This is a genomic window from Actinacidiphila rubida (assembly GCF_900110255.1).
Taxonomy (GTDB): Bacteria; Actinomycetota; Actinomycetes; order Streptomycetales; family Streptomycetaceae; genus Actinacidiphila; species Actinacidiphila rubida.
Genome location: NZ_FODD01000018.1, coordinates 150008 through 164481, shown reverse-complemented (window position 1 = coordinate 164481; position 14474 = coordinate 150008). Strand labels below are relative to the sequence as shown.

The window sequence follows — 14474 nt, the reverse complement described above, 5'->3', positions numbered from 1 at the left end:
CAGCCGGGCCGCTCACAGGCGGATGATCACCAGGGCCGTGTCGTCCTGCGCGCCGTCGGGGGGGAGCAGGTCGCTGAGGAGGGCGTCGGCCAGCGGGTCGGGGGCGAGGTTCCGGTGGTGGTTCAGCGCACGGGCCAGGCGGGTCAGGCTGATGTCGTAGTCCTCGCCGCGGCGCTCGACCAGGCCGTCGGTGTAGAGGACGAGGGTGCCGCCGGGGACCAGGGGGACCGTCGCCTCGGGGCGTGTGCCGGGATCCGGGCGGGCGGCCAGCGGGGGATCGGTGGCCGCGTCGAGGAAGTCCACGCTGCCGTCGGGCTGGAGCAGGGCCGCGGGCGGGTGCCCGGCGTTGCTGTAGGTGACGGAGCCGGCGGTCCAGTCGAGGTACGCGGAGACGGCCGTGGTGCACTCGGCGCCGGGCACGGAGCTCGCGTAGAGCCCGACGGTCTCCAGGGCCGCCGCGGGGCCGTCGGTGACGCGGACGGCGGCGCTGAGGGCGCTGCGCAGCTGGCCCATGACGCCGGCCGCGGTCAGTCCGTGGCCGACGACGTCGCCGACGGCCACGGCTATCCGGTCGCCGGGCAGGTCCACCAGGTCGTACCAGTCGCCGCACACGTGCAGCGCGCCCACCGCCGGGCGGTAGCGGACGGCGACGGGGTGCCCGTTGCCCTGGGCCGCGGGCAGCATCGCGGCCTGCAGGGTCAGTGCGACCTCGCGTTCCCGGGCGTGCGCGTGGCGCAGCTGCTCGTTGACCGTCTGCAGTTCCCGGGCCCGCATGTACAGCTCGCCCTCCAGGTCGCGGGGCGTGCGGTAGTCGCCGCTGCGGGTGCCGTGGGTGCGGATGAAGTCGGTGACCTCCTCGACCCGGTGGACCACGTACTCCACCTCGCCGTCGGGACCGCGGACGGGTAGGTTGACGATGCTCCAGTACCGCTCCTCGTAGACCCCCGGCAGGTCGGCGCGCTCCACGTCGTAGCGCTGCAGGCCCATGGTGTCGCGCTCGCCGGTGTCCAGCACGCGCCGGATCGACGCGGCGACGTTGCGGCTGCCGTCGGCCTCCGCGTCACGCGGGTTGTCGGGGTAGAGCTCGAAGACGTTCCGGCCGATCAGGTCGACGCAGGACCGCCCGGCCATGTGCTCGTAGGCCGGGTTCACGTCCATGTAGACCATGTCGGGGCCGATCACGGCCAGGCCCGCGGGCAGGGTCCGGAAGACCGACTGGAAGTCGATCTTCGGTCGCGTCGTGGGTCTCGTCACAGTAGCCCCGCTAGGTAGGACAAACTAGGACAAGCATGCACGAAGATCGGCCAAAGACCCAATGGGCCGGACCCCGCCCCCGCGGCTACCGGCGGTCGGGTGCGCCCGCGGTCACAGGCGCTCCGGCGTGCGGATGCCCAGCAGGGACAGGCCCTGCCGCAGCGTGCGGGCGGTCAGCTCGCACAGGAACAGCCGGCTCTCCACCTGCGCCGGCCCGCCGTCGGCGGTCAGCACCGGGCACTGCTCGTAGAACGTGGTGAACAGCGACGCCAACTGGAACAGGTACGCGGCCAGCCGGTGCGGCTCGTACACCTCCGCGACCTCGGCGAGCGTCTCGCCGAAGGCGTCCAGGTGCAGGCCGAGCGCCCGCTCGGCCGGCTCCAGCGCCAGCTCCGGGTGGGCCACCGCCCGCTGGTCGCCGGCCGCCTTGCGGAAGATCGACCGCGTCCGCGCGTAGGCGTACTGGACGTAGACGCTGGTGTCGCCGTTCAGCGAGACCATCCGGTCCAGGTCGAAGACGTAGTCCTTGCCCAGCGAGGTCGACAGGTCGGCGTACTTCACCGCGCCGATGCCCACCTGCTCGCCGTTGGAGACGATCTCCTCCTCGGTCAGGCCGATCTTCTCGCCCTTCTCCCGCACGACCGCCGTGGCCCGCTGCACCGCCTCGTCCAGCAGGTCCTCCAGCTTCACGCTCTCCCCGGCCCGGGTCTTGAACGGCTTGCCGTCCCGGCCCAGCAGCGTGCCGAACGGCAGGTGCCGCGCGGTGACGTCGTCGGTCAGCCAGCCGGCCCGCCGGGCGGTCTCGAAGACCATCCGGAAGTGCAGGGTCTGCCGCACGTCCACGACGTACAGCAGGGTGTCCGCGTGCAGCGCGCCCGTCCGGTTGCGGATCGCCGACAGGTCGGTGGCCGCGTAGCCGTAGCCGCCGTCGGTCTTCCGCACGATCAGCGGGACCGGCTCGCCGTCCTTGCCCTTGACGTCGTCGAAGAACACGCACAGCGCGCCGTTCGACCACACGGCCACGCCGGACTTCTCCAGCAGCTCGCAGGTCTCGGCGAGCATGTCGTTGTACCCGGACTCGCCGACGATGTCCTCGTCGCGGATCTCGATGTCGAGCTTGCCGTAGACCGAGTCGAAGTAGATCTTCGACTCGTCCACGAACCGCTGCCACAGGGCGAGCGTCTCGGGGTCGCCGGCCTGCAGGTCGACCACCCGCCGCCGGGCCCGCTCCTTGAAGCCCTCGTCGGACTTGAACAGCGCGCCGGACGCCTTGTAGAGCCGGTCCAGCCGGGACATCGACGCCTCACCGGCGTCTTTCTCGTCCGTGCCGTGGTCCAGCTCGTGCGGGTGCTCGATCAGGTACTGCACGAGCATGCCGAACTGGGTGCCCCAGTCGCCGATGTGGTGCCGCCGCACGACCTGCTCGCCGCTGAACTCCAGCACCTTGCAGATCGCGTCGCCGATCACCGACGACCGCAGGTGGCCGACGTGCATCTCCTTCGCCACGTTGGGCTGCGCGTAGTCGACGACGGTGATGCCGGGGTGCTCCTTGGCGGGCACGCCCAGCCGCTCGTCGGCCGCCCGGGCGGCCAGCGTCGAGGTGATCGCCGCGTCGGAGACGGTGATGTTCAGGAAGCCGGGGCCCGAGACCTCGACCCCGGCGATCAGCTCGTCGGCCGGCAGTCCGGCGACCACCGCGCCGGCCAGCTCCCGCGGGTTGGCCTTGGCCTTCTTCGCCAGGCCCAGCACGCCGTTGGCCTGGAAGTCCGCCCGGTCACTGCGTCGCAGCAGCGGGTCGGCGTCGGTGGCCGACGGCACCGCGGCCGCGAGGGCTGCGGAGACGCGCTGCTGGAGCGAAGCGGAGAGGGAAGCGACCGAGGCCATGAAACTGCCGTTCGTCGAGGTGATGGGTCGGCTCGATTCTCCCACGGGGCGGCCGCCCGACGCGACGCACATACGGCGGCGCGGGCCTGTGGACAAACGGGTGGGCGGGACGCCGCGGTCTGGGAGAATGAGGGAAACGCCAGGCACCCGACCCCAGGAAGAAGAGGACCGTGGCTCAGAGCACCGAGGCCGACTGGGTCTCCCGTTTCGCGGACGACGTCATCGCCGAGTCGGAGCGCCGCGCCCCCGGGAAAACCGTCGTCGTCGCGTCCGGGCTCAGCCCGTCAGGCCCCATCCACCTGGGCAACCTGCGCGAGGTCATGACCCCGCACCTGGTGGCCGACGAGATCCGGCGCCGCGGGTACGAGGTGCGGCACCTCATCTCCTGGGACGACTACGACCGCTACCGCAAGGTGCCGGCCGGTGTCCCCGGCGTCGACCCGTCGTGGGCCGAGCACATCGGCAAGCCGCTGACGTCCGTGCCCGCCCCGGCCGGCTCCGCGTTCCCGAACTGGGCCGAGCACTTCAAGGCCCAGATGACCGAGGCGCTCGCCGAGATGGGCGTGGAGTACGACGGCATCAGCCAGACCGCGCAGTACACCGCCGGCGCGTACCGCGAGCAGATCCTGCACGCGATGCGGCACCGCGGCGACATCGACGCGATCCTCGCGCAGTACCGCACGAAGAAGGCGCCCGCCAAGGCCTCGCAGAAGCCGGTGGACGCCGCGGAACTGGAGGCCGAGGAGGGCTCCGGCGCCGCCGCGGAGGACGACGGCAGCTCCGCCGGCGCCGGCGGCATCGGCTACGTCCCCTACAAGCCGTACTGCGCCGACTGCGGCAAGGACCTGACGACCGTCACCGCGTACGACGACGAGACCACCGAGCTGACGTACACCTGCGCCTGCGGCCACGGCGAGACGGTCCGGCTGAGCGAGTTCAACCGCGGCAAGCTGGTCTGGAAGGTCGACTGGCCGATGCGCTGGGCGTACGAGGGCGTGGTCTTCGAGCCGTCCGGTGTCGACCACTCCTCGCCCGGCTCGTCGTTCCAGGTCGGCGGCGAGATCGTCGGCCCGATCTTCGGCGGCGAGCAGCCGATCGGCCCGATGTACGCGTTCGTCGGCATCTCCGGCATGGCCAAGATGTCGTCGTCGCGGGGCGGGGTGCCCACCCCGGGCGACGCGCTGAAGATCATGGAGCCGCAGATCCTGCGCTGGCTGTACGCCAGGCGCCGCCCCAACCAGTCGTTCAAGATCGCCTTCGACCAGGAGATCCAGCGGCTGTACGACGAGTGGGACGCGCTGCAGCGCAAGGTCGACGACGGGTCCGTGCTTCCCGCGGACGCCGCCGCGTACGGCAGGGCGACGGGCACGGCCTCCGGTGAGCTGGCGCGCACCCCGCGGCCGCTGCCCTACCGCACGCTCGCCTCGGTCGCCGACATCACCGCCGGTGCCGAGGACCAGACCCTGCGGATCCTGTCCGAGCTCGACCCGTCGAGCCCGCTGTCCTCACTGGACGAGGTGCGGCCGCGGCTGGACCGGGCGGAGAACTGGATCAGCACGCAGGTGCCCGCCGACCAGCGCACCGTGGTGCGCTCCGAGCCGGACACCGAGCGTCTCGCCGCGCTCGGCGAGGCCGAGCGGGGCGCCCTGAAGCTGCTGCTGGACGGACTGGACGCGCACTGGTCGCTGGACGGGCTCACCACGCTCGTCTACGCGGTGCCGAAGGTGCAGGCCGGTCTGGAGCCCGACGCCAAGCCCACTCCCGAACTGAAGTCCGCCCAGCGGGCGTTCTTCGTCAACCTCTACGAGCTGCTGGTCGGCCGGGACACCGGCCCGCGGCTGCCCACCCTGCTGCTGGCCGTCGGCCAGGACCGGGCGCGGCGGCTGCTGGGCGGGGCCGCCTGACCCACGCACCGTGCGGCGGCGCACCCCCGGCCGGGGGTGCGCCGCCGCACGCGTGTGCTCACACCGGCTGCGAGGGCGCCGCCTGCGCGTCGGCGGGGGACAGGTGGCGGGCGATGCGGGTGGCGCAGGCGCGGGCCTCGGGGCGCAGGCCCGGCAGGTCGGCGCCGGGCGCGGCCAGCACGGTGAGCACGCAGCCCTCGCCCGCCGGGTAGAGGGCCAGGCCGCCGGCGTCGCCGCGGAGCAGCAGCTCGCGGAAGTCGCCCTGGCCCGCGGCGCCCGTCAGGCGCACGCCCACCGCGGCCGCGGCCGCGGTCAGCGCGGCGAAGCCGTCCGGCTCGACGTCGGGGGCGTCGGCCGCGAGCACCAGCCCGTCCGGGCTCGTCGCGAAGGCCCCTGCCACCCCGGGTGTGTCCGCTCTCAGCCGCTCCAGTTCGACGCGCACCTCGGCCTCGTGCATGGTCCCCTCCTCTCGGCGGAGGGCCCGCCCGCGCGGCGGCGACGCCGTGCCCGTGCCCGTTCCGCCGCGCTGTGGTCGGCAGGGGGAACGTTACGCACGGTGCGGTGCGCGAGGAGGACTTTGGCATTTTCCACCGGAACATGCGGCGGACGCGCCTAAAATGCCCCTCTGAGGTGACGCGGCGTCAGCATCGGCACGACGCGGACGGACATGGACGGACATGGACGGACGCGGACGGACATGGACAGGTCCCGGCCGGATTCCGGTCGGGACCTGCTCGGATGGGACGACGGCCGCGGTCACGGCCAGGGCCAGGGCTACGGGATGCTCTCCGCGTTGGCCTCGGAGGTGTAGCGGTAGCGCAGGTCCCGTATCGCGCTGACGAGCTGCCGCTCCTCGGGCGCCGTGCCCTTGTAGACCGTCGGCAGGAAGCGGGCCAGCTGGCGCGTGTTGGGCATGGCGCCGTGCTCCTGGACGTAGGTGCGGTACGCCGCGAAGTACGCCTCCTCCGCCGAGATGCCCTCGGGGAACTCCAGGCCCGCCATCGGGTACGTCTCCAGGTCCACGAACTCCGGCTCCGCGTCCGGCGGGAACTCCGGTGCGAACGCGGCCTGTTCGGGTGCCGGCTCCGGCTGGGGCTCGCGTCGCGGACCGGGGACGGAGCGGCCGTTCGCGCCGGCGACGGCACCGTTCCCGTCGTTCGGGACGCCGTTCTGGCCGGCCTGCCCGCCCTGGCCGTTCTGCCCGTTGGGGCCGCCGCCGTTGAGGGCGCCGTAACCCAGCGGCCGCTCCTGGTACGGGCCGACTGGAGCCATCACCTGCGGCTGCTGCGGGCCGCCCTGGCCCTGCACGGCCTGCGCGGCCTGCGCGGCCTGCGCCTGCGCCTGGAAGAACGCCTGCTGCTGCTCGAACGCCTGCTGGTCGTAGGGCTGCCCGGGGTAGTAGCCCTGCTGGGCGGCGAACCACGGGCTGTCGTGCGGCGTGCCCTCGAAGCGGCTGTTGGCGAAGCCCTGCTCGTACAGCTGCTGCTCGTACGCCTGCTGCTGGGCGAACTGCTGCTGCTGCGCGAACTGCTGCGCGGCGAACATCTGGTCCGGCGTCAACTGCATCTGTCCGGGCGCCGGTTGCTGCGATCCGTCGGGAGCACCCACGGCACCCGCGGCACCCTCGGGGCCGGCCTGCCGCGCTCCCGCCGCGAGCTGGGCCGCGGTGGCCGGGCCGGCGGACTCGGCGGCAGCGGACGCCGGGGAATCGCCGGAGGAGCCCGCGGAGGCGGCGGAGGAGCCGGCGTTGGCGGAGCCGGCCTCCAACTCCCCTACGGGCAGAGCCACTTCGATGCCGGCGGCCTGGAGGCCCGCGTCCGCGGTCTCCGACAGCGGTATGCCGTACTTGGCGAGCCGCAGCGGCATGATGGCCTCGATGGGCGCCCTGCGGCGCCAGGCGACGCCGTAGCGGGCGCGCAGCCGGGCCCGGTAGACCAGCCGGTCCTGCTCGCGGCGGATGGTCTCCTCGTAGCTCCGCAGCTCCCACAGCTTCATGCGCCGCCACAGCCGGAACGTCGGCAGCGGGGCGAGCAGCCAGCGGGTGATGCGGACCGACTCCATGTGCTTGTCGGCGGTGATGTCCGCGATGCGCCCGATCGCGTGCCGGGCCGCCTCGACGGCGACCACGAACAGCACCGGGATGATCGCGTGCATGCCGACGCCGAGAGCGTCGGGCCAGGCCGCCGCGCCGTTGAAGGCGATCGTCGCGGCGGTCAGCAGCCACGCCGTCTGCCGCAGCAGCGGGAACGGGATCCGCAGCCACGTCAGCAGCAGGTCCAGTGCCAGCAGGACGACGATGCCCGCGTCCACGCCGATCGGGAAGACATTGGCGAACCAGCCGAAGCCCTTGTGCAGGGCCAGAGTGCGCACCGCGGCGTACGAGCCGGCGAAGCCGATGCCCGCGATGATCACCGCGCCCGCGACGACGATTCCGACGAGAATCCGGTGCGTCCGGGTCAAACGTATCGCGGCCACCCGCGACCCCTCCTGCCGCTCAGCTCCTGTCCCCGTGACTGGACGCACCAGAGTGCCACATCACGGTGGCGCCGCGGGGGTTGGTCGCCCTACGAGGGTCGGACAAACGTACGGATACGGGGGTGGAGGGGCCGCTGTTCGTTATGCGTTCGCCGCCGCGACGGCTGCCACGGCGTCCTTGGCCGCGCGGTCCGCGCCGGAGACGACCGTCGAGGCCGTGGGGTTCTTCTTGCCCTCGAGACCGGCGCCGTTGTACTCCACCGTCAGCAGGACGTTGCCGGTGCGGATCACCACCGTGTCGTTCTGCGACGTGATCTGCGACACCGTCGCCTTGCCCGCGACGGACGTGGCCTCGTCGCCGATCCCGGCGACCGGGGACTTGGTGAGGCCCTTCGCCGCGCCCAGCGTGGCGACCTGATCGGTGTAGCGCTTCTTGGCCTGGTCCTCGCCCGACCCCAACTGCGCGTCGGAGGCGAAGCGCTGGAGCGTCACCGACAGCCAGCGGTACTGGTAGCCGTCCGAGCCGTTGCCGGTCCACGAGCAGCCGCCGCGGTCCTGGATCGCGGCGTTCTTCGTCGTGGTGCCGCCGGCGTCCTTCACCTTCGGCACCAGCGCCGCCACCGTCGCCTTGGTGACGGCCGTGCAGGCCGGCGGCAGCGTGTGGAACTTGGCGGGCGCGACCGCGGGCGCGGTGGTGCCGGCGGCTCCGGAGGTGCTCGCGGACCCGGACGGCGAGCTGCCCGCCGAGTCGCCGCCCTTGTCCGAGCCGGAGCCCGACGAGCAGGCGGTGAGCAGCACCGCGGGCACCGCGGCGCAGGCGATCAGGCCGGCAAGGCGCGGGGCGGTACGTCGACGTCGTTCCATGGGGCCGGTCCTTTGCGTCCTCTGCTGACGTGGGTCACGTGGTCCCGTGGTGCGCGCGGTCGTGCGCTCACGCGGGTCACGTGCTGGCGGTCGGCCATCCACACTAAGGGGTCCGCGGACCCGCTCCCGGCCTAGCCCTCGACCTTGCGCTCCAGCTCGCCGGCCACATCGCGGGCGCCTTTTTGCAGGTCAGCGCTGGTCGCGGGGGCCGAGCCGCGAGGCTCGGTGGCCGCGTAGGTGACGCTCACCACGACGTTGGCCGTACGGAAGACCACGGTGACCGAGCGCTTGGGGCCGTTCGCGGACGTCTTCAGCACGTCGTTGATGAAGCCGCCGTTGCCCAGGTCGGTCAGGCGGCGCGGCAGCAGGTCGGGGCTGCTGCCGTCGCTGCCGGTGCCCGCGCTCTGGCCCGTCGACGGGTCGGTGCCGGTGGCCGTCGCGGTCGGCGAGGCCGGGGTGGTGGGCGTGCTCCCCGGCGCGACGGGGGGGATCGAGGCGTTCGCCGCGCGCCGCTCGAAGTCCGTCTCCGCCTGCACCTCGTCGCTGACGTTCGGGTCGTAGGACACCGCCCGCTCGAAGTCCACGGACAGCGTGCGGGACGCCGCGCCCGCCACCGCGTCGGTGTGCCAGGAGCAGCCCACCCGGCGGTCGGTGTCGTACGTGAGGGACTCGGCGCCGGCGTAGTCCTTCGCACCGGGCACCAGGCCCTTGAGGGTGTCCAGGTCCACCGCGGTGCACGGCTGCGGCAGCGTCTTGTACTTGCCGGGCGGCAGCGGCGAGACGGTGGTGTCGCCGCCCGCCGCGACCGACTTGGGGTCGCTGGCGGTGTCGGCCGAGGAACCGGCGGTGGTACAGGCACCCAGTGTGGCCAGGGCCAGGCCCGCGGTGACCGCCATGGCGGCCACGGCCGAGGGCCTCGCGCCGGCCGGAGCGGGCAGTCGTCGCGTGGTGCGCACCCCGCGGCCCCCTTTCTCGCGCCTTCTCGCGCTCTCTCGCGTCCTGCTGTCGCGCCCGGTCGTCCCCGGGCCGCGCGGCGGCCGAGTGCCGGCGCACGCTGTCGAGCAGTTTCCGCCGGAAAGCGTACGGGCCCGGTTAAACCCTTGGCGCGCCCGAGCGGGCCTTGGACACAATGTCTACCGCACGCCTCACCGATTCCGCCCGCCGGGGCCGGAAGATCGGGTGACGTCCATCACAGTCGGGCAGAATGGGATATACGGCACATACCTGGTGCCGCCCCCACCGGCGGTCACGCCGCCGCCCGCCGTCTCACTCAACGTTCTTTCCCAGGGGGATGGCCATGTCGTACACCGAGGTTCCCGGTATCCGGGTTCCGATCCGGATGTGGACGGACCCGTCCACCGTCGAGGACGGCGCGATGCAGCAGCTGCGCAACGTCTCCTCGCTGCCCTGGATCAAGGGTCTGGCCGTCATGCCCGACGTCCACTACGGCAAGGGCGCCACGGTCGGCTCGGTCATCGCCATGCACGGCGCGGTCTGCCCGGCCGCGGTCGGCGTCGACATCGGCTGCGGCATGAGCGCGGTGAGGACGTCGCTGCGGGCCTCCGACCTGCCGGGCGACCTGTCCCGGCTGCGCTCGAAGATCGAGCAGGCCATCCCGGTGGGCCGCGGCATGCACAGCGACCCGGTCGACCCGGGCTCCTTCCACGGCATGCGCACGTCCGGCTGGGACGACTTCTGGTCCCGTTTCCAGGGCCTGGCCCAGGCCGTGCACTTCCGCGAGGGGCGGGCCGCGCAGCAGATGGGCACGCTCGGCTCGGGCAACCACTTCGTGGAGGTCTGCCTCGACTCCGAGGACGGTGTCTGGCTGATGCTGCACTCCGGCTCGCGCAACATCGGCAAGGAGCTCGCCGAGTACCACATCGGCGAGGCCCGCAAGCTGCCGCACAACCAGGACCTGGTCGACCGCGACCTGGCCGTGTTCGTCGCGGACACCCCGCAGATGGCCGCCTACCGCAACGACCTGTTCTGGGCCCAGGAGTACGCCAAGTACAACCGGGCGCTGATGATGGCGCTGCTGCAGGACGTCGTCCGCAAGGAGTTCAAGAAGGCGAAGGTCACCTTCGAACCGGTCATCTCCTGCCACCACAACTACGTGGCGGAGGAGCGGTACGACGGCATGGACCTCCTGGTCACCCGCAAGGGCGCGATCCGCGCGGGCTCCGGCGACTACGGGATCATCCCCGGCTCGATGGGCACCGGCTCCTACATCGTCCGCGGCCTCGGCAACACGGCGGCGTTCAACTCCGCGTCCCACGGCGCGGGCCGCCGCATGAGCCGCAGCGCGGCGAAGCGCCGCTTCACCACCCGCGACCTGGAGGACCAGACGCGGGGCGTGGAGTGCCGCAAGGACTCCGGCGTCGTCGACGAGATCCCCGGCGCCTACAAGCCGATCGACCAGGTCATCGACCAGCAGCGGGACCTCGTCGAGATCGTCGCGAAGCTCAAGCAGGTCGTCTGCGTCAAGGGCTGAGCGTGCGCCTGGGCCGCCTGGGCCGCCTGGGCCAGCTGGGCCGCCAGGGCCTGCCGGGCCGGTCATACCCGCGGGGCCGTGCACCGCACTCCGGTGCGCGGCCCTCACGCTTTTTCGACGGCCGCCGAAGGGGGCGCGCGATGGGTACGGACATCAGCGGCTTTGTGGAGTGCCGCGCCTGGCGCTTCCATGAGGAGGAGGGCGAGGCGACCACCTGGCACGGCGTGATCGACCTGTTCTTCCTCAACACCACGCGGGACTATGATGCGTTCGGGTGCCTGTTCGGCGTGCGGAACTACGCCGGATTCCGCCCGCTCGCCGCCGACCGGGGCATGCCCGCGGACGCCTCCGAGGCCGTTCGCGCGGAGCTCGCGACATTGGCGCGGTGGCCCGACCAGATGTACGGCGTCACCTGGATCACCTGGGCCGAGGTGAAGCGGATCGACTGGGACGAGCCGGCCGAGACCACGGACCGGCGGCCGCACCGCTACCAACGGACCCCCGAGGGACTGCGGTACCTGGGCAAGGGCGCCTGGGACCCCGTCCAGGCAAAGGTCCTCGCGCCGTCGAACGCGACGCGGGACGCTCGGGACGCCGGGGACGGCCGGCCGGACGGCACCGAGTGGACCGTGGGCGACACGGTCTACCGCGCCCAGCGCCTCCGGCGCCGCGACGCCGTCGAAATCGGTGGAACGTGGCAGCCCGTCTGGACGACCATGGAGACCCTGGCCGCGCTGCACGGCGACGACAACGTCCGGCTGGTCGTCTGGTTCGGCAACTGAGCGGAGGCGGCACCTCGGATGCCCGGACAGCGGCTCTACCCGTACGTCGGTCCCGCCGAACTGCGGGCGGCCGTCCGGGCGGAGCAGGCCGGTGCCGTGCTGCGGACACGGGACGCCGTGGCGGCGTGGCTTGCGGCACGGCCGGAAGAGGAGCAGGCGGAACCGTTCACGTTCGTCGTCCTCGGCGACGGGGTGCTGCGGCTCGCCGCCCGCCGCAGCGAACACGTGGCGTGCGCGGGCGGCGCCCCGGTCCTGGCCGCGGGCGAGATCGGCTTCGTCCGCCGGGACGGCACCTGGGCCGTCGACACGATCAGCAACCACTCCACCGGCTACTGCCCCGACGACGTCACCTCGTGGCCGCCCGTCGCAGCCGCGCTCGACCGGGCCGCCCTGCACCACCCGGACGCCTTCACCCACGCGGTGCTCTTCCGCCGCTGCCCCGGCTGCCACGAGCTCAACATCGTCCGCGACCACCACTTCGCCTGCGTCTTCTGCGACACGGACCTGCCCGCGCGGTGGAACGCCGAGCCGTAGCCGTCGGCGACCACGAGTCACCCGAGCGGCAGCGCCCAGGACGCGCCGGAAGGTTCGTGCCGCACCCGCTGTTCGTGCGGGGCGACCGTCAAGCGGAACTCCTCACGCGCGGGTTGGCCCTCGGGGAAGAGGGCCACCAAGCCCTCCACCGTGTCCCAGAGACGGCGTGGCCCAGTCTGGCGCACCGCGCCGGTCGCGCTGGCACTCGCCGTCGAACCGTCGTCGGTCCAGAGACCTACACCGGTCAGAGCTCCGTGACCGTCCCGCCAGGAGCACGACTGGTAGCCGGGCAAGGCGAGCGACAGAGGGAACCTCAAACGGTTGAGCACGTCCGCGACGGGCACCTCCGAGGTTTCAGGATCCCGGTCGGGCAAGGCGTCGAATGCGGGTTGGCCACCGGTCGTGCGCTGTGGCATGAACAGTGCGGGTGGTGGGAGAAAATCTCCTTCGGCGTGGCCCGGTCCAGAGACAGTCGTGCGGACGATGCCGAGGCCGATCGGAGCCACGATCACACCGCCGCGGTCGGCTTGCCTGACCAGTGCCGGAGGAATGGACGTCAGCGCGGCTGTCGCGATGATACGGGCATACGGGGCTCGATCGAGGCGGCCCTGAGTACCGTCGCCGGCGAAGAGGAACGGGTCGTACCCGGCCGAGTGCAGGCGTTCACGGGCAGCCTTCACGAGCGTGTCGTCCACATCGACACTGGTGACGTTCTCCGAGCCCAGGCGATGGGAAAGAAGCGCTGCGTTGTATCCGGTCCCAGCGCCCAGCTCGAAGACGTTGTCCCCTATCCGCGCGTCGAGAGCGTCCAGCATCGTCAGCATCAGACACGGCTCGCTGGAGGACGAGGTGGGAATGCCACGTTCGTCGAGTTGCGTCATCAGAGCCGAATCCGAATAGACAGCATTCAGGAAGCCTTCGTCGGCCTCTGTGACCTGGTGCCAACGGCCTCGCTCGTCCTGGCGGTGGAAGGTGGGGACGAAGATCTCCCGGGGGACGGCGGCGAAGGCGTCACGCCAAGTACTTGGTCGCCCATCCCCGAGGGCGCCCGCGAATGCCTCGCGCATGGTTGCGGTGAGGTCGTTCGTCACAAGACTCCTTGGAGGTAGTCGGCGTGTGCTGCGGCGATGGGCAACCCGGTCCGATTCTCGACCCAAGCCCAGGTGCCGGCCGGGTTGCATTCGAAGAACACCCACTGCCCGGTGGGGGTGACGGCGAAGTCGAATGCGCCGAAGACAAGGTTGCACACGGCCATATAGCGGCGGACGCCCGCGGCGACGGAGGACGGAACGCGCGTGGTTCCGAGTTCGACACGTTCCGGATCAGTGCGCCAGTCCATTGCTGCCTGCTCGGAGGCTGCGGTCAACGTGCAGGCGAACAGGGCCTCGCCCACGACGGTGAGACGCACCTCGTGGTGTTTGGGGATCGCCTCCTGGATGTAGTGCGCCGTCAGGCGCAGGCTGTCATCGATACCCGCCGGGTCGAAGTGGTGCGTGGCCACCATGAGCTTTCGTTCCGCGCCCGTGTCGAGTCTTCCGCCGAGTACGGGCTTGCAGATCAGGGGGCCGTTGACGGCCCTCGCAAAGGCGCGGGCCGACTCCGGGTCGTTGGTGATGATGCTGCGCGGAACACGCAGACCTGCGGAGACGGCTCGAACGAGTTGCTGCGGCTTGTGGGCAGCGAAACGGTCGTCGTGCGGGTTGTTGATCCAGCGGACAGGCAGTGCCGTGACCACGTTCAGGAGAGCTGCATCCGCTTGGTGCTCTGCCCATGACGCGTACGGTTCCGGCACGGATTCAGCGATTCGGGGGCGTCCGGGCCGCCTGTAGTAGACAGCCCGGACCTCCTCCAGACGCGCCGACCGGTGCCCGGTGTCCAGCACGCCGTTCCACCCCACGTGATCTGACGCGTGGACGGCGGTCAGACGGAGTGACTGAGGGAACTGCGCGGTGTCGTAACGCATGATGGGGACCGACCGCCCATTGAGCTCGTCAACGACCATGTCGGCGGCAGCGTCCAGTTGTTCGGCGACCACGAGCACGGGTCGGGCGACCGGCATCAGGCGGCCGGTGCGCAGTACGGGTCGTTGACGTCGTCGCCCTTGCCGTCCTGGTTGGTGTCCGTGCACGACGCGGCCTGGGGTGCGACGTGCCAAGGGGTTCCGTCGGCCTGGACATTGAGCTGGCGTTCGTCGTCCCAGACGACGCCTTCCACGGTCGTGGTCACCAGCGCGGGCAGCGCGGCAGCGCGCGCCGCGAGCGGGATCACTGCGGTGGTCATCGTTCC

Annotated in this window: 13 protein-coding genes; 4 read left to right on the top strand and 9 right to left on the bottom strand. The window is 71.8% G+C overall.

The genetic code is table 11. From position 1 onward, the window contains the following. Positions 1 to 12 precede the first annotated feature (12 nt). Both BMW99_RS19425 and argS read right to left on the bottom strand, forming a co-directional pair. Positions 13 to 1254, bottom strand: a complete 1242-nt coding sequence (locus tag BMW99_RS19425) for a SpoIIE family protein phosphatase (RefSeq protein ID WP_069462964.1) — start codon at positions 1252 to 1254, stop codon at positions 13 to 15. Between the two features lie 111 nt (positions 1255 to 1365). Then, positions 1366 to 3138 (bottom strand): arginine--tRNA ligase, encoded by a 1773-nt coding sequence (gene argS, locus BMW99_RS19420; protein WP_069462963.1) that lies wholly within the window; start codon positions 3136 to 3138, stop codon positions 1366 to 1368. 170 nt (positions 3139 to 3308) lie between these two features. Here argS and lysS point away from each other — a divergent pair, with 170 nt between their 5' ends. Next, on the top strand, positions 3309 to 5042 hold the full coding sequence (gene lysS, locus BMW99_RS19415; RefSeq protein ID WP_069462962.1) for a lysine--tRNA ligase: 1734 nt from the start codon (positions 3309 to 3311) through the stop codon (positions 5040 to 5042). Between the two features lie 58 nt (positions 5043 to 5100). Here lysS and BMW99_RS19410 read toward each other — a convergent pair whose 3' ends face one another. The 4 genes from BMW99_RS19410 to BMW99_RS19395 all read right to left on the bottom strand — a co-directional run bounded on the left by BMW99_RS19410 (position 5101) and on the right by BMW99_RS19395 (position 9337). Next, positions 5101 to 5499: a roadblock/LC7 domain-containing protein gene (locus tag BMW99_RS19410; protein ID WP_075017220.1), complete on the bottom strand. Its 399-nt coding sequence runs from the start codon at positions 5497 to 5499 to the stop codon at positions 5101 to 5103. A gap of 317 nt (positions 5500 to 5816) precedes the next feature. Further along, positions 5817 to 7517 carry a DUF2637 domain-containing protein gene (locus tag BMW99_RS19405; protein WP_075017219.1) on the bottom strand — a complete coding sequence of 567 codons (1701 nt, stop codon included), beginning with the start codon at positions 7515 to 7517 and terminating at the stop codon, positions 5817 to 5819. A gap of 141 nt (positions 7518 to 7658) precedes the next feature. Beyond that, positions 7659 to 8381, bottom strand: coding sequence for a hypothetical protein (locus BMW99_RS19400; protein WP_069465276.1), 723 nt, complete (start codon positions 8379 to 8381; stop codon positions 7659 to 7661). Between the two features lie 131 nt (positions 8382 to 8512). Then, a complete protein-coding gene (locus tag BMW99_RS19395) occupies positions 8513 to 9337 on the bottom strand; it encodes a DUF3558 domain-containing protein (protein WP_141726272.1) in 825 nt (274 codons plus the stop codon). A 341-nt stretch (positions 9338 to 9678) separates the two neighbouring features. Between BMW99_RS19395 and BMW99_RS19390 the strand changes: the two genes are divergently transcribed. From BMW99_RS19390 to BMW99_RS19380, 3 genes are all read left to right on the top strand, one after another. Further along, entirely contained in the window at positions 9679 to 10872 is a 1194-nt protein-coding gene (locus BMW99_RS19390; protein WP_069465277.1) for an RtcB family protein, read from the top strand. Positions 10873 to 11012: 140 nt separating this feature from the next. Then, positions 11013 to 11654: a hypothetical protein gene (locus BMW99_RS19385; protein WP_069465278.1), complete on the top strand. Its 642-nt coding sequence runs from the start codon at positions 11013 to 11015 to the stop codon at positions 11652 to 11654. A gap of 18 nt (positions 11655 to 11672) precedes the next feature. Further along, complete coding sequence (locus BMW99_RS19380) at positions 11673 to 12188, top strand: hypothetical protein (protein ID WP_069465279.1); 516 nt, start codon at positions 11673 to 11675, stop codon at positions 12186 to 12188. 17 nt (positions 12189 to 12205) lie between these two features. On the opposite strand, the gene BMW99_RS19375 is transcribed toward BMW99_RS19380, so the two are convergent. The 3 genes from BMW99_RS19375 to BMW99_RS19365 are packed head-to-tail and all read right to left on the bottom strand — an operon-like array spanning position 12206 to position 14468. Further along, on the bottom strand, positions 12206 to 13279 hold the full coding sequence (locus tag BMW99_RS19375; protein ID WP_245791540.1) for a methyltransferase domain-containing protein: 1074 nt from the start codon (positions 13277 to 13279) through the stop codon (positions 12206 to 12208). Continuing rightward, entirely contained in the window at positions 13276 to 14247 is a 972-nt protein-coding gene (gene tgmB / locus BMW99_RS19370; RefSeq protein ID WP_069465280.1) for an ATP-grasp ribosomal peptide maturase, read from the bottom strand. The genes BMW99_RS19375 and tgmB overlap by 4 nt, the downstream gene beginning before the upstream one ends. Continuing rightward, a complete protein-coding gene (locus BMW99_RS19365) occupies positions 14247 to 14468 on the bottom strand; it encodes a hypothetical protein (protein ID WP_069465281.1) in 222 nt (73 codons plus the stop codon). Before BMW99_RS19365 ends, tgmB begins: the two co-directional genes overlap by 1 nt. Between the last annotated feature and the right edge of the window lie 6 nt (positions 14469 to 14474).